The 26,630-nt window shown below is 37.6% G+C and carries 21 protein-coding genes; 14 read left to right on the top strand and 7 right to left on the bottom strand.

All coding sequences use genetic code 11. The features are described from left to right. Positions 1-309: 309 nt before the first annotated feature. The 5 genes from acsA to LBYS11_RS17175 all read left to right on the top strand — a co-directional run bounded on the left by acsA (position 310) and on the right by LBYS11_RS17175 (position 6,548). The gene (acsA, locus tag LBYS11_RS17195) at positions 310-2,037 is read left to right on the top strand and encodes an acetate--CoA ligase (protein WP_369823925.1); all 1,728 of its coding nucleotides are present in this window, start codon (positions 310-312) and stop codon (positions 2,035-2,037) included. Between the two features lie 235 nt (positions 2,038-2,272). Next, positions 2,273-3,307: an N-acetyl-gamma-glutamyl-phosphate reductase gene (gene argC / locus LBYS11_RS17190; protein WP_199768275.1), complete on the top strand. Its 1,035-nt coding sequence runs from the start codon at positions 2,273-2,275 to the stop codon at positions 3,305-3,307. A 56-nt stretch (positions 3,308-3,363) separates the two neighbouring features. Next, positions 3,364-4,596 (top strand): bifunctional glutamate N-acetyltransferase/amino-acid acetyltransferase ArgJ, encoded by a 1,233-nt coding sequence (argJ, locus tag LBYS11_RS17185; protein ID WP_103118666.1) that lies wholly within the window; start codon positions 3,364-3,366, stop codon positions 4,594-4,596. Further along, the gene (gene argB, locus LBYS11_RS17180) at positions 4,559-5,344 is read left to right on the top strand and encodes an acetylglutamate kinase (RefSeq protein ID WP_103118665.1); all 786 of its coding nucleotides are present in this window, start codon (positions 4,559-4,561) and stop codon (positions 5,342-5,344) included. Before argJ ends, argB begins: the two co-directional genes overlap by 38 nt. 73 nt (positions 5,345-5,417) lie before the next feature. After that, complete coding sequence (locus tag LBYS11_RS17175) at positions 5,418-6,548, top strand: acetylornithine transaminase (protein ID WP_103119106.1); 1,131 nt, start codon at positions 5,418-5,420, stop codon at positions 6,546-6,548. A 109-nt stretch (positions 6,549-6,657) separates the two neighbouring features. Here LBYS11_RS17175 and LBYS11_RS17170 read toward each other — a convergent pair whose 3' ends face one another. Further along, entirely contained in the window at positions 6,658-7,539 is an 882-nt protein-coding gene (locus LBYS11_RS17170; RefSeq protein WP_066037564.1) for an NAD-dependent epimerase/dehydratase family protein, read from the bottom strand. A gap of 135 nt (positions 7,540-7,674) precedes the next feature. Further along, complete coding sequence (locus LBYS11_RS17165; protein WP_103118664.1) at positions 7,675-10,713, bottom strand: transglycosylase domain-containing protein; 3,039 nt, start codon at positions 10,711-10,713, stop codon at positions 7,675-7,677. Positions 10,714-11,107: 394 nt separating this feature from the next. On the opposite strand from LBYS11_RS17165, the gene tyrS reads away from it, so the two are divergent. Further along, positions 11,108-12,376: a tyrosine--tRNA ligase gene (gene tyrS / locus LBYS11_RS17160; protein ID WP_054549939.1), complete on the top strand. Its 1,269-nt coding sequence runs from the start codon at positions 11,108-11,110 to the stop codon at positions 12,374-12,376. A gap of 50 nt (positions 12,377-12,426) precedes the next feature. On the opposite strand, the gene LBYS11_RS17155 is transcribed toward tyrS, so the two are convergent. Together LBYS11_RS17155 and LBYS11_RS17150 are read right to left on the bottom strand one after the other, a co-directional pair. Beyond that, positions 12,427-13,230: a cobalamin-binding protein gene (locus tag LBYS11_RS17155; protein WP_103118663.1), complete on the bottom strand. Its 804-nt coding sequence runs from the start codon at positions 13,228-13,230 to the stop codon at positions 12,427-12,429. A gap of 139 nt (positions 13,231-13,369) precedes the next feature. Continuing rightward, positions 13,370-14,575, bottom strand: coding sequence for an iron-containing alcohol dehydrogenase (locus LBYS11_RS17150; protein ID WP_004226138.1), 1,206 nt, complete (start codon positions 14,573-14,575; stop codon positions 13,370-13,372). A gap of 546 nt (positions 14,576-15,121) precedes the next feature. Here LBYS11_RS17150 and LBYS11_RS17145 point away from each other — a divergent pair. Further along, positions 15,122-15,670, top strand: a complete 549-nt coding sequence (locus LBYS11_RS17145; RefSeq protein ID WP_054549941.1) for a MarR family winged helix-turn-helix transcriptional regulator — start codon at positions 15,122-15,124, stop codon at positions 15,668-15,670. Positions 15,671-15,761: 91 nt separating this feature from the next. Then, complete coding sequence (locus LBYS11_RS17140) at positions 15,762-16,958, top strand: MFS transporter (protein ID WP_103118662.1); 1,197 nt, start codon at positions 15,762-15,764, stop codon at positions 16,956-16,958. A 71-nt stretch (positions 16,959-17,029) separates the two neighbouring features. Here the strand turns inward: LBYS11_RS17140 and rpsD are convergent, their stop codons facing one another. Next, entirely contained in the window at positions 17,030-17,632 is a 603-nt protein-coding gene (rpsD, locus tag LBYS11_RS17135) for a 30S ribosomal protein S4 (protein WP_004226141.1), read from the bottom strand. Between the two features lie 468 nt (positions 17,633-18,100). Here rpsD and LBYS11_RS17130 point away from each other — a divergent pair, with 468 nt between their 5' ends. Further along, entirely contained in the window at positions 18,101-19,984 is a 1,884-nt protein-coding gene (locus LBYS11_RS17130; protein ID WP_048393527.1) for a sensor domain-containing diguanylate cyclase, read from the top strand. Positions 19,985-20,072: 88 nt separating this feature from the next. Here LBYS11_RS17130 and LBYS11_RS17125 read toward each other — a convergent pair whose 3' ends face one another. After that, positions 20,073-20,552 (bottom strand): GAF domain-containing protein, encoded by a 480-nt coding sequence (locus LBYS11_RS17125; protein ID WP_048393529.1) that lies wholly within the window; start codon positions 20,550-20,552, stop codon positions 20,073-20,075. A 25-nt stretch (positions 20,553-20,577) separates the two neighbouring features. After that, positions 20,578-21,372 carry a histidinol-phosphatase HisJ gene (gene hisJ, locus LBYS11_RS17120; protein WP_066037559.1) on the bottom strand — a complete coding sequence of 265 codons (795 nt, stop codon included), beginning with the start codon at positions 21,370-21,372 and terminating at the stop codon, positions 20,578-20,580. Between the two features lie 163 nt (positions 21,373-21,535). On the opposite strand from hisJ, the gene ezrA reads away from it, so the two are divergent. The 5 genes from ezrA to LBYS11_RS17095 all read left to right on the top strand — a co-directional run bounded on the left by ezrA (position 21,536) and on the right by LBYS11_RS17095 (position 26,624). Then, positions 21,536-23,236 (top strand): septation ring formation regulator EzrA, encoded by a 1,701-nt coding sequence (gene ezrA, locus LBYS11_RS17115; RefSeq protein WP_054549944.1) that lies wholly within the window; start codon positions 21,536-21,538, stop codon positions 23,234-23,236. An 89-nt stretch (positions 23,237-23,325) separates the two neighbouring features. Continuing rightward, positions 23,326-23,793, top strand: a complete 468-nt coding sequence (locus LBYS11_RS17110) for a GNAT family N-acetyltransferase (protein WP_103118661.1) — start codon at positions 23,326-23,328, stop codon at positions 23,791-23,793. A 106-nt stretch (positions 23,794-23,899) separates the two neighbouring features. Next, complete coding sequence (locus tag LBYS11_RS17105; RefSeq protein ID WP_103118660.1) at positions 23,900-25,051, top strand: cysteine desulfurase family protein; 1,152 nt, start codon at positions 23,900-23,902, stop codon at positions 25,049-25,051. After that, the gene (gene thiI / locus LBYS11_RS17100; protein WP_048393538.1) at positions 25,052-26,260 is read left to right on the top strand and encodes a tRNA uracil 4-sulfurtransferase ThiI; all 1,209 of its coding nucleotides are present in this window, start codon (positions 25,052-25,054) and stop codon (positions 26,258-26,260) included. A 145-nt stretch (positions 26,261-26,405) separates the two neighbouring features. Next, on the top strand, positions 26,406-26,624 hold the full coding sequence (locus LBYS11_RS17095) for an alpha/beta-type small acid-soluble spore protein (protein WP_004226165.1): 219 nt from the start codon (positions 26,406-26,408) through the stop codon (positions 26,622-26,624). The last annotated feature ends 6 nt before the right edge of the window (positions 26,625-26,630 follow it).

Genomic DNA, 26,630 nt, shown 5'->3' with positions numbered 1-26,630 from the left:
TGAGTTTAATAATTCCATTATAGCTGATTTCTTGCGTAAAAACGCTTATTTTTGCAAAATATACCTGTATTTTTGGAAAAATAAAAATATTGAGACAATCTATCTGAATTCGTGTAAAATAAGATTATATTGCTTCTGTTATTTAACAGATAAAAGTAGTGCTATTAGGGTTTCGAACATTAATACTATGGATAACTGTTATATAACAATTGCTACATATCAATTTTGCTTTTGGAAAATTCTCTGAATTTCAACAGGGGGGATTGTTGAAATTTAGTCAAAAACAAAAGCAAAGAAAGGGGTATTTTCATGGGGATGAAAATGAAGGAGAAGTTAATGGCTTTACCTGGTCAACACCATTTAACGAATTATGAAGAAGTGGCAGAATCTCATAATTGGGCAGATACGGAAAAGGCATTTAGTTGGAGTGAAACAGGTTTAGTGAATATGGCATATGAGGCTATTGATCGCCATACAGAAACACATCGCAAAAATAAGGTGGCATTGTATTTTAATGATGGTAAACGGAAAGAGGCATATTCATTTAATGAAATGAAAAGGTTAACAAACAAAGCAGCAAATGTTTTTAAAGCGACTACTAATCTGCAGAAAGGTGATCGTTTATTTATTTTTATGCCTCGTTCACCTGAGCTTTATTTTTCATTATTAGGTGCGTTGAAAATGGGGGTTATTGTTGGACCATTGTTTGAAGCTTTTATGGAAGGTGCCGTGTATGATCGACTTGCTGATAGTGAGGCGAAAGTATTAGTCACGACACCTGCTTTACTTGAACGTGTACCTTTAGCTAAATTACCTAAATTGGAGCATATCTTTTTAGTAGGGGAGGGCGTTGAGGAAACAGCTCAAATACTAGACTTTACTAAACATTTAAAAGAAGCTTCAGCTCATTTTGATATAGAGTGGGTAGACAGAGAAGATGGGATGATTCTTCACTATACCTCTGGATCAACAGGTGCTCCAAAGGGTGTATTGCATGTCCATAATGCTATGATTCAGCAATATCAATCGACACAATGGGTACTTGATTTACGTGAAGATGATATTTATTGGTGTACAGCTGATCCTGGATGGGTTACAGGGACAGCCTATGGCATCTTTGGTCCGTGGTTAAACGGTGTAACAATGCTAATCGTCGGAGGAAGATTTTCACCACAAGCATGGTATCAGGCTATAGAAGATTATAGTGTGACAGTGTGGTATAGTGCACCAACAGCGTTCCGTATGCTGATGGGCGCAGGTAGTGGCTTGCTTGAAAGCTATGATCTCACATCTTTACGCCATGTGCTGTCTGTTGGTGAGCCTTTGAATCCAGAAGTTATTCGCTGGGGAGTAGAGGAACTAGGTCATCGTATACATGATACATGGTGGATGACAGAGACGGGAGCGCATATGATTTGTAATTATCCATCGATGGATATTAAGCCAGGTTCAATGGGGAAACCTCTTCCTGGTATTCATGCGACGATTGTAGATGATGCAGGCAATGAGGTTCCACCATTTACAATGGGGAATCTAGCTATTCGTCGTGGTTGGCCTGCCATGATGCGCCAAATTTGGGGCAATCCAGAGCGCTATGAATCTTATTTCCTAAAAGGAGAATGGTACGTGTCTGGAGATTCAGCCTATATGGATGATGAAGGTTACTTCTGGTTCCAGGGGCGTGTGGATGATGTCATTATGACGGCTGGTGAACGTGTAGGACCTTTTGAAGTAGAAAGTAAGCTACTTGAGCATCCAGATGTGATTGAAGCGGGTGTTATCGGGAAACCAGACCCAGTGCGAGGTGAAATCATTAAAGCCTTTGTATCCTTACGAGAAGGGATTGAACCTTCTGATGCATTAATTGAAGATATACGTGATTTTGTTAAAAAAGGTTTATCTGCACATGCAGCACCACGTGAAATAGAATTTAAAGATAAATTGCCAAAAACACGTAGTGGTAAAATTATGCGTCGCGTTTTGAAAGCTTGGGAATTAAATTTACCAACTGGTGATTTATCAACCATGGAAGATTAATTAATTATCTAAAACATCAATTGATATTTATACAACATGTGCATAAAAAGAAGGCAGGGATTCATTCGATGGCGAAAGGATTCTTGCCTTCTTTTTTCTGGATTTACAATAGTATAGAGGTGAGAGTAGGTGAAATATTATCTATTTCAAAAAACAATGAATTAAATAAAAATTCAGTTGACTTAATAAATATGCAGACGTATACTATTTTTAACTTATTTCAGAGGTGAGTGCAGTGAAAGTATGTATTATTGGAGCAACTGGATATGGTGGTCTAGAACTTATTCGATTTTTACATAATCATCCAGCTGTGGAACGAATTGATTTATTTACTTCTTCAGAAGAGGGTGTCCAATTTTCTTCGAAATTTGGCCATCTTGTTAGGATAGCTGATACATCGTTACAAAAGATAGCGTATGACACTTTAGAAAAATTCGATGTTATTTTTACGAGTACACCATCTGGGGTGACAAGTGAGCTATTACCGCCTTTGGTTGGGAAAGGACCAAAGTTAATCGATTTATCTGGTGATTTTCGGTTAAAAGATCTAGCAAGCTATGAAACCTGGTATGGCAAAAAAGCTGCACCGTTCCATAGTGTTCAACAAAGTGTATATGGTTTAACAGAATGGAATGAAGAGCTTATACGTCAAGCAACACTTGTTGCTAATCCGGGTTGCTACCCAACAGCAGTTTTATTATCCTTACTACCACTTGTAAAAGAACGTTTAATTGATCCTAGTTTTCTAGTTATTGATGCAAAGAGTGGCATTTCAGGAGCAGGCAATAAGCCCTCACAAACTACCCATTTTAGTGAGACAAATGAGAATTTTTCGATCTATAAAGTAAATACACATCAACATATTCCCGAAATTGAACAGGCACTTTCCATGTTTGCTCAAGCAGATACAAAGGTTACTTTTAATACGCATCTGGTTCCCATGACCAGGGGAATTTTGGCGACATCCTATGCACCAGTAATACAGGGAATTACAGAGTCGCAATTGATCACTTGCTTACAGGCAACCTATGAGAATCATCCATTTGTTCGAATCGTTACAGATGCATCTAGTTTAGGGACAAATCGTGTCAAGGGATCAAATTATTGTGACATTCTAGTGAAAGTAGATTCCCGTACAAATCGCGCCACAATTGTTAGTGTAATTGATAACCTTGTCAAAGGAGCAGCAGGGCAAGCTATCCAAAATATGAATGTGCAATTAGACTTACCACAAACGACAGGGCTAGATGTCGTACCGTTCTTTATTTAGCAGCATGCAGGAAACTGTATGCTTCTCTTATTTATTAATCTAAGGAGGAATTTCGGATGACAGTTACCACTTCAACGAATGTAATGAAAAAATTATCAAGTAAAAATATTGTTTCACCAAAAGGCTTTAAGGCAGCCGGATTACACTGTGGTTTAAAGCACAAGAAAAAGGATTTAGCCATTTTAGTAAGTGAAGTCCCAGCAAGTGTTGCGGGTGTTTTTACTACAAACTCTGTGCAAGCAGCACCATTAAAAGTCACGAAGGAAGTTGTTTATGCAACTAAGAAAATGCAAGCGATGATCGTCAATTCAGGCAATGCGAATGCTTGTACAGGTAAACAAGGTGTAAAAGATGCCCAAACAATGCAAGCGCTAGCTGCTGAAAAATTAGGGATTGCACCAAATTTGGTGGGAGTTTGCTCGACAGGTGTTATTGGAGAAATGATGAAATTAGAGCCAGTAGCAAACGGTATTCTACAGTTAGAGCCAAAGGACAATTTAGAAAGTGCGATTGACTTTGCACAGGCTATTTTGACAACAGATACCGTCATGAAAAACACAAGCTACAGTACAACTGTGGATGGCAAGGAAGTTATTATTGCTGGTGTAGCAAAAGGTTCAGGTATGATCGAACCTAATATGGCAACAATGCTAGGCTTTATTACAACAGATGCTAACATTGAATCTGAGGTGTTACAAGCAGCTTTATCGACTATTACTAATTTAACATTTAACGCTATTACAGTTGATGGGGATACATCCACGAATGACACAGTGGTAATATTGGCTAATGGCTTGGCAGGGAATAATTCTTTAACACCAGAGCATCCAGATTGGCAAAATTTCTTTTACACTTTGCAAACAGTAGCGGAAGATTTAGCAAAAATGATTGCCAAAGATGGTGAAGGAGCAACGAAGCTTATCGAAGTGGAAGTTGTTGGTGCAATTTCAGACGAGGAGGCACGTAAAATTGCAAAAACAGTTGTTGGTTCACCACTTGTAAAGACTGCAGTTTTCGGCTGTGATGCCAACTGGGGGCGTATTATTGCAGCAGTAGGGTATAGTGGCGCAACAGTTGATCCAGATAAAATTACTATCCAAATCGGTGGTGCTACTATGGTAGAAAACGGTGAACCAATTCCCTTTTCTGAGGACGAGTTAATTCAAATATTAAAAATGCATGAAGTAAAAATCTATGTGTCCCTTGGTGTGGGTGATGGTAAGGGGCATGCTTGGGGATGTGACTTAACATATGACTATGTCCAAATCAATGCATCATACCGCTCATAAACGTGTGGTCATTAAGCTTGGGGGCAGTACACTGGAAGGTTTAAATGAGGCTTTCTTTGATAATTTTAAAAGATTACAAGAGAGTGGGGTAGAGCTGATTATTACCCACGGGGGTGGGCCAGCCATAAATCGAGAACTAGCTGCTCAAGGTCTACAATCACATACATTAAATGGAATACGTGTCACGAACGAGGCTGCTATTAAAGTTGTCCAATCGACCCTAATAGGGCAAGTAAACACTGCATTAGTTCATGAGTTAACAACAGCTGGTATAGCAGCCATCGGATTAAATGGCTTTGATGGTCAGTTGATAGTCGTAGACTTTTTAGATCAAGAGACTTACGGGTATGTAGGAGCTATTAAAAAAATCAATACATCCTTATTGGAAGCTTTAATGGGTGTAGGGCTTGTACCTGTTATTGCCTGCGTAGGTACAACCGAAGCAGGTCAGGCTCTTAATATTAATGGCGATACGGTAGCAAGTGAAATTGCTTTAGCCGTCGGAGCAGATAGCTTACTACTCGTGACAGATGTGAGTGGTATCCGTATTGAAGATGAATATCAAGCAATAGCTACACCTAGCCTTATAGATCAATGGACAGAGCAGGGCCATATTTACGGTGGAATGATTCCGAAAGTGCAAGGAGCGATTGACTGTTTACGGGCAGGGATTCCTTCTGTACAAATCGTAGGCGCAACTTTAATTGGTACAACAATTGTAGCCACAAGTGAACTTCTTTCTTCCTAGTGTTCTAAATAGGATAGCTTGAGAAGTATAGTTGTTGAAAGAAACTATTTTAAATGATAGTGGAGATGATAACATGAGTGTTTTATTTGAGAATTACGGCAAGCGTCGTGCACAAATTGTCAAAGGTCAGGGGACAATTGTTGAGGATTCAACAGGGAAGCAATACTTGGATTTTACTAGTGGCATTGCTGTGGTGAGTCTTGGTCATGCCCATCCAGCCGTTGTACAGGCACTTCAAGAGCAAAGCGAAAAGCTATGGCATATTTCAAATCTTTTTGAAATACCAGGTCAGGAAAAGGTGGCAGAAAAATTAATTGCTAATACACACTTTTCACATGCCTTTTTTTGTAATAGCGGGGCTGAGGCTAATGAAGCGGCCATTAAATTAGCTCGTAAGCATACAGGCAAACATCATATTATTACATTTGAAAAATCATTCCACGGTCGTACCTTTGGAGCAATGTCTGCAACAGGTCAAGGCAAAGTACATAATGGCTTTGGACCACTCGTAGAAAAATTTTCGATTTTGCCATTTAATGATGCTGCTACACTTGAAGCAACCGTTGATGATTCAGTTGCAGCTATAATGCTAGAAATGATTCAGGGAGAGGGTGGCGTCAATAGTGTATCAGCAGAATTTGCCGCAGCTATTGCAAAAGTCTGTGAGGAGCAAGGTGTACTACTAATTGTTGATGAAGTGCAAACGGGCATTGGAAGAACAGGAACACGCTATGCATTTGAACAAACGGTATTAAAGCCACATATCGTAACTTTGGCAAAAGGCTTAGGGGGTGGTTTCCCTGTTGGTGCAATGCTCGGAACTGCTGAGCTTCATGCTACATTTAGTCCAGGAACACATGGTACAACATTCGGTGGAAACCCTCTTGCGATGAATGTGGCACAAGCTGTTTTAAATCATGTGTTTGAGCCAGATTTTTTACAGCAGGTACGAGAAATATCTGCCTATTTTGTGGCACAACTAAGGGCTCATTTATCTTCTAGCTATACTGTTCAAGGCCAGGGTCTCTTGTTAGGGATTGGTTGTGGGGACACGGAAGTTGCGCCTTATATCGCGGCAGCGGAAGAAAGTGGTCTTTTATTAGTAGGGGCAGGGCCAACAGTTATTCGTCTTTTGCCTCCATTAACGGTCACAAAGGAAGAGATTGACAAAGCAGTAGCTATTTTAAAGAACATATTACCGTGATAATACACTTTCGTTCAGCAGAAAGTGAGGCATTAGCGGCAAAAATGACTAGACATTAGGATGAACAAAGAATCTGCTAGATATTAGCAGATTCTTTGCGCTATAAATGCTATTGTAGCTGTTTTACTAATGTTGTCACTAATTTTGGTAACCAATCTTCAAGCTGACTAAACGTAAATCCTGCCTTCTCAGCCTTAGCATTGGACATATACCAATCAGCAGGCACCCCATAAGGAGACTGTGATTCCTCATCACCACCAATGAGGGAAATTTTTGCGCGCTGACCACTTGCTTCTTCAATTAGAGCAATTAGATCTTTGAGAGATATGGCCCCTGATGCGGTAGCATTGTATGGTCCCTCAATAGGAGTAACGCCCGCAAAGTATAAAAATTCAGCAGCTTCCTCATCTGTAATATAACTCATCTTTGCATCAATGTTCGGTAAAGTAATCGGCTGATTCTGTAAAATATGTTCAACGTGGAAATGTAAACGTCGAGTATAATCATCTTCACCCATCACAATTGGAAAACGTACAGCTACGACTGGGAATGAAGCTTCTTTGAATAAGACTGCCTCCGCTTGTCGTTTTCCTTCTCCATAAGAAAATTCCTCTTGATGTCCCATACGAATTTGATACTGGTATGGATCAAAGTCTTCTTCCTTTTTCATCTTACCATCTACCTCATATGTTGAAAGAGTAGAAGTAAAGACCAGCTTTTTCGTTTTTCCTTTTAATATCTCGCAAATCGCTTGTGCCTCGTTGGGCGAATAGCAAATATTATCATAGACAATGTCCCATGTTGTATTGGCTAGTGCCTGTTCTAAAGCATCACGATCATTACGATTTACTACTAATTGCTTAACATGTGTACCAAAGGGATTGCCACTTTGACCACGTGTTAAAATCGTTACATTATGTCCATTTTGAATACAAAGATCAACTAGCTTTTTTCCAAAAAAACGTGTGCCTCCTAAAATCAATATGTTCATATATTTTCACCCCTTCAAAATAGTAGTCCTCTTAATAATGACAAAAAAACAGACTTACTACAATTCATAAGGAATATGCAGTAAGTCTGTTTAATTGATTATCTAATACAAATGCTTTTGCTAAGGCATAATGGATTAGCGCCTTGACGTTTCAGTTGGAGTAGTGGTATTACCATTGTCTCCTCCATTTGTGCCATCTCCGGGGTTATCAGATCCATCGCCATTGCTTCCGGAGCCATTCCCGTTATTGGAGCCATTGCCATTGTTACCAGAACCATCACCGTTATTGGAGCCATTGCCGTTATTACCAGACCCGTCCCCGTTATTGGAGCCATTGCCATTACTACCCGAACCATTACCATTACCATTGCCATTAGTAGGTGGTGTTGTAGGTGGTATTGGTTCTTGGTCGTTTTCCTCTGGGTCAGGTTCATTTTCACTACCGCCAGTAGACACAACATTGGAGTGTGGTGATGTTAAACCTGTAATATCTACAGCGACCACTACATAAGCTTGTCCACTAGCAACCGTAATGCTTTGTGTTGACTCTAGTACGGACGTTACAAGTGTATTACCGCCATTCGTAACGTTGTAGATACGATAACCAACAACATCATTCGATGACTCTGACCATGATAATGTAGAGCCATTTACTGAAGCTGAGACAGCTGCTGGAGGGCTACCATCCGCTGGGAAATCAACTGCTGATACAGATGAATTCGACAATGTAGAATTCTTTGGTAACAGACTAGCAGGGTTCCCGCCAAGTCTACCTAACATTCGTTTAATAAAGTCTTGATTAATGCCTGCGCCACCTGCTTTTACAAACTCTGCTGGTGTATTTGGCAACGCATTATAAGTTTTTCCTTTAATCGTCACAACACTTGAAGAGGCTAAGCTATCATCAGGTTGTGATGGTAAAAATACTTTCGCATTAAATAAATCTGAGCGTACAAGACCTGCGCTAGCACAAGCTGCAGAAGGGGCCATGCCGGAAATACCACAGAATGATGCTGTCACAACATTTTTAGGCGCCTTAAAACTTGTTGGAGGGTCAATTAGCTGAGGGTCCGCATCGTAAACAGCATTCATTAAAGTACCCCATAGCTTATTCACCCGAACGCTTGGCTGTAAATAGGTGTTGTTAAATGCATAAAGTGTACGAGGTTGATCGTAACCCATCCAAACACCAAGAGATACATTAGGGTTATAACCAACTAACCAAACATCTTTATATTCTTGAGAAGTCCCTGTTTTTGCAGCGAAATCAGAAGAGAATTTTAATGTATTTCGTGCCATTGTCCCTGTTCCTTTAGTGAGAACATCACGTAGCATATCTGTCACGATATAAGATGTTTCTGGGCTAAATACTTGAACAGGTTCTACTTCATGTTGGTAAACAATATTTCCTTCTTGGTCTTCAATTCGATCAATCATATAAGCGTCAATGAATTGGCCACCATTTGCAAAGGTAGCAAATGCATTTGTATTTTCTTCAACAGTAGTTCCTTCGCTTAAAGCACCGATCCCAGTTGCTAGGTTAGTAAAATCATCTGGATGTAATTTTGAGAATCCCATTTTTACTAACAAATCTGCAGGGCGTCTACTAATAATATCATTATATAAACGTAGTGCTGAAATATTTTGAGAATCTGCTAATGCTTCACGTGCTGGAATAAGACCTCGCTCATCACTCGTAATATAGTTACTTGGACTCCAAGAACCGATTGAGAATTTCACGTCAACTAATGGACTACCCGCACCGATTACGCCATACTCAATGGCAGGCCCATAAACAAGTAATGGTTTCATTGTAGAACCGTTAGAACGATAAGCTTGTGTTGCATGGTTTACTTGAGTGGTTTTAAAGTCTCGACCACCGACAAAGCTTAAAATACGACCTGTCGTATTTTCTATTAAAATACTACCTACTTGTACTGGCATCTCAATATCAATTTCTTCACCAGTAACAGGATCTTTCCCTTTACCAGTATACGTATGACCATAATACTGGAAGTCTTTTGCTGCTTTTTGCATCGCATCATACATATCTTTATTAATGGTTGAATAAATACGATAGCCTTTTGAACGAACATCACGATCTGCTAAAATCGTATATTTATCTTTTAATTTTTTTTCTGACTTTAAGCGCTCTGGGTCAATCCCATCATCTTTTGCTAGTTTTTCAGCAATAATATCTTTTGCACGAGCTTCAAGCTCATAAGTCAACCAAGGATAACGATCCTCCGCGCGCATTTCTGGTCCACGGAAATCGGCAGCGATATCATAGTTTAACGCTTCATTGTACTGTGCATCATCAATATAACCAGCTTCTTTCATACGATAAAGTACTGTTTTCATACGATCAATACCTGGTTTCAAAGCTTCTTCACTTTTCAGTTCACCTGTATTTGTAAATGGTGTATAAGCAAATGGTGCCTGTGGAATACCAGCTATGTACGCAGCTTGAGGAAGAGTCAATTCTTTTGCTTTTACGCCAAAAATTCCTTCCGCAGCTGTTTCAACACCTGCAATATTTCGTCCTGAAGAGTTACGACCATAGGGAATGATATTTAAATAAGCCTCTAATATTTCTTCCTTGGTCATAAAATGTTCTAAACGCATCGCCAGTAAAATTTCCTTAGCTTTACGCTCGTATGATACTTCATTAGTTAGTACTTGGTTTTTAATAAGCTGCTGGGTAAGTGTAGAACCACCTGTCTGCGTTGCAGAGTTTGTGACATCTTGTAATAACCCACGAATAACGGCTTTAGGAACAATTCCGTTATGCTCTCGGAAATATTCATCTTCTGTTGCCAGAACAGCATTCACGACCTCTGGTGCAACATTGCTAAGCGAAGTTTCACGTCGATCTAAATCTGTCCTTAATTTCCCAATATAAATATCGTTGGCAAAATAAATCTCACTGGTTTCTTCATAGCTAAAAATTTGATCCCTTAACTCTTGTTTTGAGCGTAACGGTTCTTCTTTTACAAGAGAAGCAAAATAACCAGCTCCAACTGAACCGACAAATACAGTGCCAACCAATGCAAAGACTAAAAATAGTAAAAATAAGTTCCAGGTAACACTACCTGAAATACGTAATTTCTTCATCCATTTTTGTTCAAGTAATTCATCGATCTTTGCATTGATTTTTTCAATCCAATCTTTCAATGTATCGACCTCCTAAAATCTTGTCTATTATAGCACATATTGTTTTAGCACGAACATAGTTATTGACTTTGAAAAAGAATCGTATAAAATTATGCTTATAGTTTTCTGGTGATGAAGAGCTTGCAGTAGTGTCTATATTCCCTGTTTAGAGAGCCAGTGGTTGGTGAAAACTGGTCATATTGTAGAGACGAATTACGTGCTTGGAGCTTAGACGTGCGCGCCTGCGATAAAGGCGGCTGAATGAAGTGGAAGGTGGATGACATCTTCAAGCTGGGTGGTACCGCGTTAGTTTGCAACTTAACGTCCCTGCATGCAATTGTTTGCGTGTAGGGACTTTTTTTATTTAAACATGTCCATGCACGTAATGAATTTAACCATTTTAGGAGGAATGAACATGACAAACGAATTATTACAAGATTTAGAATGGCGTGGTTTGCTATACCAACAAACAGATGCGGAAGGCATGGCAAAATTATTAGATGAACAATCTGTATCTTTATACTGTGGGGTAGATCCAACAGCTGACTCCATGCATATTGGACATATTGTTCCATTGTTAACGCTTCGTCGATTCCAAAAAGCGGGCCACCGTCCAATTTTACTTGTTGGTGGTGCGACAGGGATGATCGGTGACCCATCTGGCCGTTCAGAAGAGCGCCAATTACAAACAGTAGAGCAAATCGATAAAAACGTTCAAGGAATCCGTAGTCAATTAGAACGTATTTTCGAATTTGCGGAAGATGGCAATGGTGCTCAGCTTGTGAACAATCGTGACTGGATTGGTAATATAAACACAATTGAATTTTTACGTGATTACGGGAAACTAATTAACGTAAACTATATGTTAGCAAAAGATACGATTGCTTCTCGTCTTGACACAGGAATCTCGTTTACAGAGTTTGCCTATACGTTAATTCAAGGTATTGATTACAATCATTTATACAATCACTACAATTGCCGTATTCAAGTAGGTGGCTCTGACCAATGGGGTAACATTACAACAGGGTTAGAGGTTATTCGTAAAACACACGAGGAAGAAACGAAAGCCTTTGGTATTACGATTCCATTAGTAACAAAGGCAGATGGCACAAAGTTTGGTAAAACAGCAGGTGGTGCTGTTTGGCTAGATGGTAAGAAAACCTCTCCATATGAGTTCTACCAATTCTGGATCAATGCAGCTGATGCAGATGTCATAAAATACTTAAAAATCTTTACGTTCCTATCTCGTGAAGAAATTGAAGCTTTAGCCGTTTCTGTAGAGGAGGAGCCACATTTACGTAAGGCACAAAAGGCGCTAGCTGAAGAAATGACTCGTTTAATACATGGTCAAGAGGCATTAGAGCAAGCCATCCGTATTACAGCTGCTTTATTCTCAGGAGATCTAAAAGCACTTTCAGCCGAAGAAATGAAGGACGCTTTTAAAGACGTTCCTTCTATTGAAATGGCTAAAGAGGATAAAAACATTGTGGACCTACTTGTGGAGGCTGGCATTTCCTCTTCAAAACGTCAAGCACGTGAGGATGTATCAAATGGTGCTATTAGTGTAAATGGTGAAAAGGTAACAGATTTAGAATATGTAGTTGATGCGAAGGATCGTTTAGAGGATGCATTTAGCATTGTCCGTCGAGGTAAGAAAAAATATCATATGGTGAAATTTATCTAATTTCTATTTGCAAAACCACATCCCCTAAAACACTGGATGTGGTTTTTTCATCATAAGAAACTTGGAGGTTTTATTTGTTCATATTCTTTAGGATGCAGTATTTTTCCAAGCTTTATAGCACCTTCAATAAGTCGTGGAGAAGGGCGACAATACAGCCATTCTTCCATTACATGGAGCTGTTCCGATTGAATGGCATGTAACTCTTTGGCATATGGACGTTTTAATAAATTAGCAGGTTGGATACGCTCAAATGCGACACCAACCCAAGCCATCATGATATAGTCAGGCTGGCGTTTAACAACATCTGTCCAATCTGTTTGAACACTAGCAAGCTCAACATCTTGAAATAGATTTATGCCACCAGCAAGAGCGCTAATTTCTGTTAGCCAATTTATTTTCCCAGGAGTGAAAATAGGGTTCGGCCACCATTCCCAATACAGGGTAGGTTTCTTCGGAATTGTTTGTGCAATGGAATACATTTTTTCGATGGAATGCATGTACTCTTCAGCAATTGTCTTTGCTTGTTCCTCCACTTGACAAGCTTTCCCGAGTGTCAGAAGATCTTGCGCAATTTCTTCTAATGAGTTTGCATTAAAAATAATATGAGGAATATTTCTTTCTTTTAGTGCCTCAATGTTTTTTTCCATACCAGGTACACTCAAGGAAGCCAGAACAAGATCAGGCTGTAATGCCTCTAATGCATCCATGTTAATTGATAAATCAGGCCCAAGCTGTGGTAGATCTTTAACCGATGATGGCCAATCAGAATAATCATCAACTCCAACGAGCTGGTCTGTCAGCCCTAAATAGGCGACTAATTCTGTATTGCTAGGACAAATTGAAATTAAACGCATATTATTTTCTCCTATTCTTTTTAAGAAAAGTATAGCGAGAGTTCCCGTGATAGACAATGTGTGTGTATCGAGTCCATAAAAAAGTGGAGAAAACATTTGTTTTCTCCATCCTTTGTATAGGCTTATAGGAAACCGTCGATTAAGAAAGGGCAACTGCCTCGAGTGACTCTTCTTTTTTCACAATAGGACCCATTGCATTTGTGATGATTTGTTTGATATCCTCTAGTGTTGCTTTACGAGGGTTCGTCTCAGCACACACATCTAATAATGCATTTTTTGCTAAGATCTCAATATCCTCATCTTTTGCACCTAATTCACGGAAGCCGCTAGGAATATTTAAATCTTGTGATAACTTCTCAATAGCTGTAATAGCCTTTTCAGCCGCATCTCGCTTACTTAAACCTTCTACATTTTCTCCTAATAATTCAGCGATACGAGCAAAGCGCTCTGTACGTGCTGTGACATTAAATCGACAAACATGTGGCAATAAAATAGCGTTGCACACGCCATGTGGTAGGTTATAGAAACCACCCAATTGATGAGCAATTGCATGAACATAGCCAAGTGATGCATTATTAAAGGCCATTCCCGCTAAAAATTGTGCATATACCATTTGTTCACGCGCTTCTATATCAGCTCCATTTGCATAGGCACGTGGTAGATATTCAGGAATTAGCTGAAGGACCTTTTCAGCACATGCGTCCGTGATTGGTGTAGCATTCGTAGAAACGAATGATTCAATAGCATGTGTTAGTGCATCGACCCCAGTAGCTGCCGTAAGAGCAGGAGGTAAACCAATCATTAATTCAGGATCGTTTATAGAAAGTAACGGTGTCACATGCTTATCAACAATGGCCATTTTTACTTTGCGTGCTGTATCCGTGATAATAGTGAAACGAGTCATTTCACTGGCAGTACCAGCAGTTGTATTAATTGCAATTAATGGCACAAGTGGATTTTGTGATTTATCAACGCCTTCATAATCATGAATGCGTCCACCATTCGAAGCAATAAGTCCGATACCTTTTGCTGCATCGTGTGCGCTGCCTCCTCCAAGAGAAACAATAGAATCACAGTTTTCCGCATGATACACGGAAATGCCATCTTCTATGTTTTGATCTGTTGGATTTGGTTCTGCTTTAGGGAAAATTGCTACATCAATTCCAGCAGCTGTAATGATGTTTGCAATTTGTTCTGAGAGACCTAATTTGTGTAGACCCTCATCTGTTACGATTAATGTCTTTTTCACTTCTAAATCATTTAAGCGTTTACCAACTTCTTGAATTGCTCCAGGTCCAAATAAGTTTGTTTTCGGCATAACAAATTGCTTTAGAACGTCTGACATATTTCCAACCCCTTTTAAAAAATTATTATTGCTTGAATGATGGTGAACCACCTTTCGCAATTCATCGTATTCTATTTTTTGTAAAAGTTCAACTCGTATTTTTATTAAAATTGTTAAATTTCTTCATGTTATTATTTTACAAAAAAGTTAAGGTAATGATAGGAGCATTGGAATGTTGTTATGTTGTAGAATATTGAATTTAAAAAGGTTTTAAAAATATTTTACTATGAAAGTAAAATATATTTTTTGGAAAACAGTTCTATTTTGATGATCTAATGAATAGTAAATAACTGATATTTTGTTTTTATTATAAAGGTAGTGATTATGTTATTTTGAAACTATGTAATTGTTATTTTAAAGTACATAAAATTGCCACAATATAAGAGAAAAAATTATTGTTGGTTATAATAATCTGGGCAATGCGTCTGCGCTAAAAAAGTAGTGCATCATTTTGAAGAAATCAGTGAAAATAAAAATTCTTGCTTTGGATTAAATTTATAGTTAGAATAGTTGATAGTTAGATAATCTAATTAAAAGGTGATTGTAATGACAAAAAGTAAGAAATCGTACACACATGAAGATGATTTACCTGTATTAGGGGTAGAGCCGTATTTTGAACTGATTCAAACGTCTTCTTCAAGTGATACAAATCGAGAAGATGCCAAGCTGGGATTAATGTTGTTATGGTTAAGTGATTATGTGCTGGATGTAGCAGACAATGAGTTAGCTCCTTTTGGCATTACGGAAAGTAAATTAGACTTATTACTATTGCTGACTCTACATGAAGATAGACGAGCGACTCCATCAGCTTTAGCTCAACGATTAGGAATTACGAGAGCATCAGCAACGTCAATGCTTGATTGGCTAGAAAAGAGAAATCTTGTTGTACGGAATCATAGTAAAGAAGACCGGAGGAAGGTCTATGTAAGTTTAACGGATGAAGGTCGTGCTTTTATAACGAAAGTGTTACCGACTTATTGGTCGTCATGTGCTTCTAATTTAATTGATTTGGAACCTGATGAACGAAAAGTATTTGAAAAGCTAGTGAGTAAATTATTAAAATCTATTCAAAGAAAATTAAAGGTGGAACGTTAAACTGTAGCTATGTTGGTACAGTTTAATTTTTAATCGTTTAATTAGATTATCTAACTATAAGTTAATCGAACTAAAAAGGTGATGTATTTAAATGAACATTGTAATTTCAGGAAATCGAGCAAATTATGCTTTAATGACAACTATTTTATCCTGGACAGGTATGGTAGTGATGTCGAGTCTCTATTTAACAATACCTCTGATTAGTGTATTCAGTGATTATTTTCATATTTCATTGACTAAAGCGGGTTTTACATCTAGTGTTTTTTCACTTGGATTTGCACTAGGGTGTTTTTTCTATGGTGCGATATCAGAAAAATATGGTCGTAAAAATATCATTGTATTTGGGCTTTTTTCATTAAGCGTAATAACGTTACTTCTAGGTTTAGTTAATGACTTTTCTTTTATCCTTCTATTGAGAGGATTACAGGGGCTTGCGGCAGCAACATTTTCACCAGTAGCACTTGCCTATACTCTTGAGGTTTTTCCAAATGATCGAAAAGTTGGGGCAGTAGGTTTTATCAGTACGGGATTTCTTGTAGCGGGTATAGTTGGTCAGGTGTTTAGTGGATATGTAAGCGACCATAGTCATTGGCACGTCATCTTTTATGTACTTGCTGTAGTGTATGTTATGACTGCTTTGTTAGTCGTGTGGATCTTACCGAAGGGAATAATTCAGAATGAAACTAAAAATATATGGGCTCCTCTGAAGAGAATTGGTATTATTTTCACCAATAGAAATTTGATCTTTAGTTATATCATTGCGTTTGCATTATTAATGTCATTTGTCAGTATGTACATTATTTTAGGGGCTTATTTAACGAGTGATTTCTTTGGTATGAAAAGTCAGAACCTTATTTACATTCGTATCTTTGGGATAGTGGGGATGGTTATGTCACCATTTGCGGGGAAAATAGCAAAGCGTTTTAATGTGCTGTTTGTACTGAAAATGGCCTTAACTCTTTCGATTATTGCACTGACCGCGATGAGCTTTATTTCAACTATAGCCGGTTTAACAATCAGTAGTATTTTATTTGTTGGTGGGATTGCACTTGCTGTTCCTTCATTAGTAACGCTTGTTAGTCAGTTAGGTTGGAATATGGGAGGAATTGCAGTTTCTATGTACACAGTAATTTTATTTGCTGGAACAAGTGTTGCACCGTTCATATCTGCTTATTTCATACAATTTGGTAGCTTTACTGTAGCCTTCCTCCTACTTGCTACAATACTCGGTACTGGATTAGTTTTTGCGCTAATGATTAAAAGCGGAAAAAACGTAGGTTCTAATTGATTGTTCATAGAAAAAAAGCCCTGAAGCCTTGGTATACAAGGGATTTCAGGGCTTTTATTAGCATCAATTGATTAACGAGAGTAGTACTCTACGATGAATGCTTCGTTGATTTCAGCTGATAATTCAGAACGCTCTGGAAGGCGAGTGAATGTACCTTCTTTTTTGTCAGCATCGAATGTTAAGTAGTCAGGTACGAAGTTGTTTACTTCGATTGCTTCTACTACTACAGCAAGGTTTTGAGATTTTTCACGAAGAGAAATCGTTTGACCTGGTTTTACGCTGTATGATGGGATATCAACGCGTTTGCCATCTACTAAGATGTGACCGTGGTTAACTAATTGACGAGCTCCACGACGAGTACGAGCTAAACCTAAACGGTAAACTAAGTTGTCAAGGCGAGTTTCAAGAAGGATCATGAAGTTTTCACCGTGAACACCTTTCATTTTACCAGCGCGGTTAAATAGAGTACGGAATTGACGTTCGTTCATACCATACATATGACGAAGTTTTTGTTTTTCTTGAAGTTGTAAACCGTATTCTGATAATTTTTTACGTTGGTTTGGACCGTGTTGTCCTGGTGCGTAAGGACGTTTTTCGATTTCTTTACCTGTACCGCTTAGTGAGATACCAAGACGACGTGATAATTTCCAAGATGGACCTGTATAACGAGACATATTGTTGTCTCCTCCTTTAAATTTGGTTTTTTTGTTGTAAAACAAAAACCAGTAGTACCCATTCTTACACGCATTTTATTTTCATGTACTTTCGCCTATGCAGCCGTTAGGTTACACAATACACCATCTAATTTTCATTGCTGATCATCTAAGTGGTTGTACATCAGAAAATAGAGGAATAAAATACAATCATAAGCTTATACCACTGCTGCGTTTATTTTACACAACCTCCATTGTAACTGCTTCGGACAAGGACGTCAATTATTAGCTAGTAAAAAAATATAAAAGAACATAGTAGGAAATTCCTCACTACCTATTTAAAATAATATGGGAATAGTTAATGATACGCTGTGTTATGTAAATTGTAAAAGTAAGGGATAATTACATAGTCAAAATGACACAAATTATGTATAATATATTATAAGTTAATAGTAATTGATTTGGACGTTATATAGAAAAGGTGATTTCATGACAGACCATTTACAAACGCTAAAATATATAAAATCTGATGTTTTGAGCTTTTGGGTGAGTTCTTATGAAGAACAAACTAGTTTTAATGGGTATTTTTGTTCATTGAAACAGTTTCTAAAGAAGCGCTTGAAAATTGATAATGCTGCTTTTCTTAGTTTTGAAGGTAATTCCTTAATCCCAATCGAAGAGATGGCTTCATTAACAATTGAAACAAAGCTAAATGCTGTGTCATGGCTGATGATCGAAGCTAGTTTTTATCAACAAAAAGTAGTGAAAATTCCTTATATATTGAAAGCAAGACAGGCCTATTCAATGATGACAGATATGGTGCTTTTCCAAGCAGAGGGCAAAAATCCCATTGGTATATTACTTGTGGAGGCAACAGAGTCTTGGACAGACTTTATGACCTCGGAGTATGGTGAAGAGTGTATAGAAACACTTTCAAAGGTTCTTCAAATGATTAGAGACAATTTAGATGTCAAAATAAATGAAGACCAATATAGAAAACTATATAACATGACTGACTTATTTCATTCAACAATGGATATTGATTTAATTTTAGAAAATGTATTAAAAAATATACGGGATAATTTTCCTGAGTTTAATGTGGAGCTTATTTTATCGAATGATCAAGATCGACACACGACCATCGATATTAAGCTTTTTGATTATTTATCAGAAAGACCTGCTACAATTGAAGCCTTTGTATCAGGAGAGTTGACGACAGAGCTAGCGAGCGATTTAAATTGTCGGTTGTTAAATGCGCCGATTAAGGGCAGGCAAGCTATTTATGGCATCTTGCAAGTAAGTGCACCCACCACTTATCTTTTTTCAACAACCGAAAAAGATTTTGTACGGATGCTGGCACAAGCTTCAGGAAATGCTCTTGAAAATGCAAAGTTATATCATCAATCGCATCGCCTCGTAAGTGACTTACAACTCATCAATGAAACTTCGCATCGTTTAAATATGCGAATTGACATTCATGAAATGTTACTTTTCCTACAAAAGCAGTTACTGAAATCCTTTCAGCCAATGGAAGTATGTTTCGCATTTAAAAAACACGATACATTTGAAATAACAGGTGCAAGTACCTCCCTGTTCCATTCAGAAAACGGTCAAAGTTATATAAAACATGTTGAACAGCACTTTGCTCAAACGAATGATCCACTATTTGTTGCCGATTTCAGCCGTCTAACTCCTAATCAAATTGAGTATCGCTCTATTATGGCGATTCCTATACTTATGGAGGAAAAGATTAATGGTTTTAGTATTGTCTTACATAAAGAGCCATATTTCTTTTCATTCGATAGTTTCAAATTAATGCAATCTTTAATTCACCATTCATCATTAGCCATTGCAAACTCAATTTTACGAACACAGCTTCAGGAAATGGTCGATTTGGATCATTTAACGAAACTGTATGCTCGTAGTTACCTCGATCAGTTTGTAGAAAAATCACTTGAATATGATCAATCTGGTATGTTTTTGTTAATTGATATTGATAATTTTAAACGCATTAATGATACGTATGGTCACCAAGTTGGAGATAAAATTCTTGTTCAGATTGCGGTTCAATTAAAAGAGACTATTGGAAGTCGTGGGATTTGTGCAAGATGGGGTGGAGAAGAAATGTCTGTCTATGTCCCTAACATCGATGAAAAAGAAGCTTTAGAATTAGCATCAACCATTGTGGAAGTCATCCCAAGTACCACAGATCCACAAGTAACCATTTCTGCGGGTCTTATAACATGGGATGAGCGAGATCGACCAGCATTCCAATCTGTGTTTTTACATGCAGATACAGCCTTGTATGAGGCGAAAAACAGCGGGAAAAATCGCTTTTGTACTCACAATGGATCGTTCCAAACGAATTCATAGGATTATAAAGCAAAACGTAAATGGTTGTTTAAATAAATCGCCCTGAAATGACAATATAAAACATTTCAGGGCAATTTTTAATATTATATTATAAATGGTTAAGAAGTGTTTTAACAAATTCCTCTAGGCCATTACGATCTTCCTCTGAAAAGCGATTCACGATAGGACTATCGATATCTAACACACCAATAATTTCACCTTGCTTCATTAGCGGTATAACAATTTCAGACTGCGATGCAGCATCACAGGCAATATGCCCTGGAAAATCATGTACATCTTTTACAACAACTGTTTCTCTTGTTGCCACAGCTGTACCACAAACACCACGCCCAATAGGAATTCTAACACAGGCAGGAAGACCCTGGAATGGTCCTAACACAAGCTCATTATCCTGCAAGAGATAAAAACCAACCCAGTTAATGTTCGTTAAAAATTGATTTAACAGAGCAGAGGCATTACTTAAATTGGCGATTTGATTGGTTTCGCCAGTTAATAGTGCATCTAATTGTTTTGATAATGTCAGATACTGGTCAGCAATTGATCCTTCGTAATTAATTTGTGTAAACATACTAAGCACCTCGTTTAAAAGTTATTTAAATTGGTAATATAACATTATAGTGTTGATGTAAATCTTCTGCGCAATGTGCATCTGAACCAAATACATATGGTAGTTTAATAGTTTGACTATAATTGATAAGGGCAAATGGTGGATAAGGCTCCTGACAATATTGTTTACTTAAACCTGCACTATTTAAATCTAATTCATAGCCCGCGAATTTCATGCTGTCTAATACTTCTTTGATACGTGGGGTGTCATTGATTTTTTCGTTGTGCGCTAGTTGGAATTTATGAATAAGTGATGGATGTCCAATCCGTTTTGGTTTGTATGGTCCAAGATCTGCTCTAATCGATTGTAGGACAGTATCATAATATAAATCATATACCAGTTCAACAGAGCCAACTTTTTTTGAAAAATCAATAAAGCATTCAGAAGAAAAGTCGATACATACAAAGGTATCTTGCCATTTTAAAAAATGGACTGATAAAATAGCGTCATCTAAAAGATGTCCATAGGTATCAAGGAATTGACGAGTTTCTTGTTCGTAGCCTTGGATGTAGTCAACTTCTAGTCCGATGCGGATACGAATATCTTGTGCATACTGTTGTTGTAGATGTTGCAATTCTTCAATGTAAGACATGAGATCATCAGGATTCATGCCACTATCTTGTTGCGGGGTTGGATCGACAAAACTTTTGGGCAATGGGGCGTGTTCTGTAAATGTTATATCTGTGAAATGTTGAGAAATTGCTTTTTCAATATATTGCTTGAATGAGTCCGTAGTGCCATGTGGACAAAAAGGACTATGTATATGCCCATCACGTTTCATAATTTACCACTCCTTTAGCTCTATAGATACGCTATTTAAATATTTCACAATAGCGAAAATACAGTTTTCTGAAAAACACTTAAATTTTAGTACAAAAGGCGAAAACATAGTATATAATAAATACAACTAGCCAATTCGTTTATTGTAGAATAGGAGGCTTACGATGGAGTATATCATCATTCCGATTATCCTACTATTAATTTTAGCCATAGTAGGATTTATGATGCGAAGAAAACATGTTGCAATTATTGCAAAACTAGAAAATGAAAAATTACAAATACAACATAATCCTATAAATGAAGAAATTTCAAAAGTAAAATCTTTAAACATGAACGGTGAAACGGAAGAAATGTTTGAACGATGGCGCAATACTTGGGATGAAGTCATCGACGTACATATGACTAAAATCGATTCTCTTCTATTTGATGCTGAGGATCAAATTAATCGACTTCGTTTTAAAAGGGCAACTTTAATAGAACGTGAAATTGAAGATTACATTGAGAAATGCGACCAAGATAAAAATAAAATTTTAGAAGAACTGAATGAATTAATTGGCAGCGAAGAAAAAAATCGAATTGAAATCGAACAATTAAAAGAATACTATCGCTCTGCAAGAAAGACATTGCTGGCTCATCAGCATTCATTCGGTGTAGCATTACCTGCATTAGAGAAGAAGCTAGAGACATTTGTTCAAAAATTTGAAGAGTTCGATGTCCTAACGAATGAAGGTAATTATTTGCAAGCGCGAGAAATTGTCATTAGCTTAAATCAAGAATCGCAGCAGACATTCGAATATATTAATGATGTTCCAACCATCTTAACGGAAATTCAAGTGAAGCTACCAGGTGCGGTTCAGGAATTGCGTAATGGTCAGCGTGAAATGGAAGACCAATCTTACTATTTACAGCATTTAGAATTGACAGATGCACTTAATAAATATGAAAAAGAATTCGAGGCATTAAAACTCGAACTTGCAGAGCTGAATTTAAAAGTTGTTAAACCGCGTGTGACAGAAATAAATGAAGAAATCGACCATTTTTATGATTTACTTGAAAAAGAGGTTATTGCTAAAAATTATGTAGATCAAAATTGTGATCGTTTATTAAGTTCTATTACCAATGTCATTTCTTCAACAAAATTAGTGAATGACGAGGCAACGTATGTACAGCAAAGTTATCATTTAAATGAAAAAGATGCCGAAATTCCAAAAGCCGCTTTAAAACAATTGGAAGCACTGCAACGTCGCTATGATCTATTAGCTATGCGAGTTAGGGAAGAAAAATCAGCTTATTCTAGCTTACAGGAAGAGTTAATCGAAATTAGTGAAGAGCTTGAACGAATTCACGAAGAACAAGGTCATCTATCGAATACAATGAAGAAACTTCGAATAGATGAAAATAAGGCACGCGCTCAAGTCGAAAACTTAAAGAAAATATTACAGGATACTGATCGTTTATTGAACAAGGCAAATATTCCAGGAATTCCTGAGGAGATGGATGCACGGCTTGATGAGGCAGCAGAGCACATCTATGTTGTCATGCAAAGCTTGCAAGAAGTACCACTTAATATGGGTACTGTTCATAATAATCTAAATGCAGCAACACTCTGTGTAGAGGATGTTAAAGTAAAGGCACATGAGTTAATAGAAAATGTGATGCTCATTGAGCGTATTATTCAGTACGGTAATCGCCATCGCGCATCGAACCCAAAATTGAACGGACGTTTAAGAGAAGCAGAAGAGGCTTTCCATCAATTCCGTTATGCAAAGGCTTTAGAAGAAGCAGGTACAGCAGTGGAAGAAATGGAGCCAGGTGCCTTAAAGCGTATTCAAGAAATGGTTGCCGAAGAATTCATAGCAAAATAATTCAAATAACATTTTGAGCTGTCTAAAAAGTATAGCGATTACTTTTTAGACAGCTTTCTATTTATGCTTAGATTAGGATGTGATTCAGTATGAAATTGTCAATCAAAGAAATGAATGAACATTTCGCAAGTGAAATTTTACAATGGCGATATGTAGCACCTTACGATTTTTACAATAATGAATTATCGGGTGAAAATGTACAAGAAATGCTTGATAATCCTTACTTTGCGATCTTTAATAATCATAGTGAATTAATTGGCTATTATTGTACAGGTAAAGCAGCCCAAGTGCCAAAAGGGCAAGGTTTTGGGGCGTATGAAGAACACTGTATAGATATTGGAATTGGGTTGAAGCCAAATCTAACGGGTCAAGGATTAGGAACGGCATTTTTTTCGTTTATTGTTCAAACAGTTCAAGAAGAATATCAGCTGCCATTACGTTTAACAGTTGCACTATTTAATAAGAGAGCAATCCATCTTTATGAAAAATTTGGTTTTGTTAAAGCAATTGAATTTAGTACACCAACAGAGTTTGTCACGATGGTGAAAAAAATGTAGGATATCAATTAAAATTTAAATAATTGTTAAAGTTAGTGGTCAATCGCCAAAGATTGCGTTATGATAAATACCGTTAAATCAACGTTTTGAAAGTGTGTGAAAAGTTATGGTTAATACAATTTATTTGGATAATAGTGCAACAACTAAGCCTTTAAAAGAGGTTATGCAGGCTTTTATGGTTGTAAATGAGCAGTATTATGCCAACCCTGCTTCCATCCATGCTATGGGTGTTGAAGCAAATGATTTATTAATACGTGCGCGTGAGCAAGTAGCAGATATTTTGCAGACAGAGGCAAAAAATGTGCTATTTACTTCAGGTGGTACAGAATCAAATAATGCAGCTATTTTTGGCATAGCACGTAGTAATACGCATATAGGAAAGCATATTTTAACGACTGAAATTGAACATCCATCAGTGCTAGAAACAATGAAACAACTTGAAAAAGAGGGCTATGATGTTGAATATCTTCGTGTCGATCGAAGAGGTGTGATTTCTCTAGATGAGCTTCGTACTAAAATACGAAAAGAAACAATTTTAGTTAGCATCATGCATGTGAATAATGAAATGGGTGCAATTCAGCCTATTAAGGAAGCAGCAAAAATGATTCATGAAATGAGTCGTGCTGCCTTTCATGTTGATGCTGTGCAAAGCTTTGGGAAATTAGCAATATCCTTTAAAGAAGAAGGACCTGACTGTATTTCTATCTCTGGTCATAAAATTCATGGCTTTAAAGGCTCAGGAGTGTTAGCATTCCGTAAACCCATAAGATGGCAGCCCTTTGCTCTTGGTGGAGGTCAGGAATTTGGTATGCGTAGTGGTACTGTAGCAGTTCCGCAAGCTGTTGCTTTAGCGAAAGCGGCTCGACTTGCTGTTGAAACAATGAACGAACGCACAAATAAATACCGTCAATGGCACGATGAAATCCGAACTCAGCTAGAAAGTTATGGCGAAGCAGTCCATGTTTTATCAACGCCACAGGGAGCTGCGCATATTGTGTCATTTAGTGTTCGTGATTTAAAAGGGGAAGTCATTATTAATGCTATGCAAAAACGTGGTGTCATTGTGTCGACATCAAGTGCATGTTCTTCCAAGCAAACGAAAACAAGTCATGTCGTCGAGGCGCTTCACCTTGATGAGCATTATAAAAAAGGCGTGATTCGCCTTAGCTTTGGCGCACATAACACAATAGAAGATATAGAAAACTTTAAACAAGTACTAGCAGAAGTAATGTTGGAACTCAAAGGAGAAAAAAAGTAAATGATTTGGAAAGAAATTTTAATTAGATATGGTGAGCTTTCTACAAAAGGTCGCAACAAAATGGATTTTATCCGCCGTTTACGTGAAAATATTCGTCATGCCTTTGCAGATTTAGGACAACTGCATATTCGCACAGAACGTGACCGTATGTTTATTGCCATAGAAGACGAAGCACAAATGCAAATGCTAATTACAGGTTTACCTAAAATTTTTGGTATTCAATCATTTAGCCCTGTCGCTGCATGCGAAAAAGATATGGACAGTATGAAAAAGCTCGCTATCACTATTATGGAGACATTTAAAGATGAGCCACATACATTTAAAGTAGAGGTAAAACGTACTGATAAAACATTTCCTTTAGAATCTCATGCCATCCAACGTGAGATCGGTGGCTATGTTTTACCACAATTTCAAAATTTATCTGTTAAAGTGAAGCAGCCTGATATTGAGCTACGTGTAGAAGTTCGCCATGATGCAACTTATATGATGGCACAAGTCATTCCTGGTGCAGGTGGAATGCCTGTAGGATCAAATGGCAAGTCTTTATTAATGCTATCTGGCGGTATTGATAGCCCTGTCGCAGGTTATTTAATGATGAAGCGTGGTGTGCGATTAGAGGCAATTCACTTCTTTAGTCCACCTTATACAAGCCAAAATTCATTGGAAAAAGTTAAGGTGCTTGCCAATGAATTAACAAAATTTGGTGCTAGTATTCGCTTGCATGTCATTCCTTTTACTGAAATACAAGTTCTTATTAAAGAAAAAGTACCTTCTAATGTATCGATGACGACAACACGCCGAATGATGTTGAAGGTTGCTGATCAGGTGCGTGAGGAAATTGGTGCACTTGCTATTGTAACGGGCGAAAGTCTTGGACAAGTGGCGAGTCAAACGCTTGAAAGTTTAACAGCAATAAACGCAGTAACAAATACACCTATCCTTCGTCCGCTGATTTCAACTGATAAATTAGAGATTATTGATATTGCAGAAAAAATCGGCACATACGAAACATCTATTCAGCCATTTGAAGATTGCTGCACGATTTTTACACCAGCAAGTCCAAAAACAAAACCGAAGCTTGAAAAGGTTGAGCATTATGAAAGCTTCTCTGACTTTGATGAATTGATCGAGCGAGCAGTGAAGAATCGCGAGGTCTATATTTTCCCTAAGAAAGAAGAACAACAAGATAAATTTGCAGATCTACTATAAGGATTCAAAAGCCGTCTCAAAGCCCATTTTGAGACGGCTTTTTTGTATGGATATTGTTATTCCAATAGAGGTACAATTTACCTCTAAATTTTTTGTATTAAAAATCTAATATCGCACATTCTATATTCACAAGGAGGTGAGAAACATGGCTTCAAACAACAACCGTAGTTCAAACCAGCTTGCAGTACCTGGTGTACAACAAGCACTAGATCAAATGAAATACGAAATTGCACAAGAATTTGGTGTTCAATTAGGAGCTGAAGCTTCAGCTCGTGCCAACGGTTCCGTTGGTGGTGAAATCACTAAACGTCTTGTACAAATGGCAGAATCTCAATTAAAAGGTATGCCAAACAACAACCAATAAATGCTG

It is taken from the genome of Lysinibacillus sp. YS11 (genome assembly GCF_002896375.1).
GTDB lineage: Bacteria > Bacillota > Bacilli > Bacillales_A > Planococcaceae > Lysinibacillus > Lysinibacillus capsici.
Note: the sequence above shows the minus strand (reverse complement) of the source record. Positions and strands in the feature narration are given on the sequence as shown.

Coding starts and splice junctions, on each gene's coding strand:
- argJ (WP_103118666.1), top strand. CDS start 3,364: ATGACAGTTACCACTTCAACGAATGTAATGAAAAAATTATCAAGTAAA.
- LBYS11_RS17170 (WP_066037564.1), bottom strand. CDS start 7,539: ATGAACATATTGATTTTAGGAGGCACACGTTTTTTTGGAAAAAAGCTA.
- argB (WP_103118665.1), top strand. CDS start 4,559: ATGACTATGTCCAAATCAATGCATCATACCGCTCATAAACGTGTGGTC.
- LBYS11_RS17130 (WP_048393527.1), top strand. CDS start 18,101: ATGACAGACCATTTACAAACGCTAAAATATATAAAATCTGATGTTTTG.
- LBYS11_RS17150 (WP_004226138.1), bottom strand. CDS start 14,575: ATGTCAGACGTTCTAAAGCAATTTGTTATGCCGAAAACAAACTTATTT.
- LBYS11_RS17105 (WP_103118660.1), top strand. CDS start 23,900: ATGGTTAATACAATTTATTTGGATAATAGTGCAACAACTAAGCCTTTA.
- thiI (WP_048393538.1), top strand. CDS start 25,052: ATGATTTGGAAAGAAATTTTAATTAGATATGGTGAGCTTTCTACAAAA.
- LBYS11_RS17095 (WP_004226165.1), top strand. CDS start 26,406: ATGGCTTCAAACAACAACCGTAGTTCAAACCAGCTTGCAGTACCTGGT.
- ezrA (WP_054549944.1), top strand. CDS start 21,536: ATGGAGTATATCATCATTCCGATTATCCTACTATTAATTTTAGCCATA.
- acsA (WP_369823925.1), top strand. CDS start 310: ATGGGGATGAAAATGAAGGAGAAGTTAATGGCTTTACCTGGTCAACAC.
- LBYS11_RS17110 (WP_103118661.1), top strand. CDS start 23,326: ATGAAATTGTCAATCAAAGAAATGAATGAACATTTCGCAAGTGAAATT.
- hisJ (WP_066037559.1), bottom strand. CDS start 21,372: ATGAAACGTGATGGGCATATACATAGTCCTTTTTGTCCACATGGCACT.
- LBYS11_RS17145 (WP_054549941.1), top strand. CDS start 15,122: ATGACAAAAAGTAAGAAATCGTACACACATGAAGATGATTTACCTGTA.
- tyrS (WP_054549939.1), top strand. CDS start 11,108: ATGACAAACGAATTATTACAAGATTTAGAATGGCGTGGTTTGCTATAC.
- LBYS11_RS17155 (WP_103118663.1), bottom strand. CDS start 13,230: ATGCGTTTAATTTCAATTTGTCCTAGCAATACAGAATTAGTCGCCTAT.
- LBYS11_RS17175 (WP_103119106.1), top strand. CDS start 5,418: ATGAGTGTTTTATTTGAGAATTACGGCAAGCGTCGTGCACAAATTGTC.
- rpsD (WP_004226141.1), bottom strand. CDS start 17,632: ATGTCTCGTTATACAGGTCCATCTTGGAAATTATCACGTCGTCTTGGT.
- LBYS11_RS17140 (WP_103118662.1), top strand. CDS start 15,762: ATGAACATTGTAATTTCAGGAAATCGAGCAAATTATGCTTTAATGACA.
- LBYS11_RS17125 (WP_048393529.1), bottom strand. CDS start 20,552: ATGTTTACACAAATTAATTACGAAGGATCAATTGCTGACCAGTATCTG.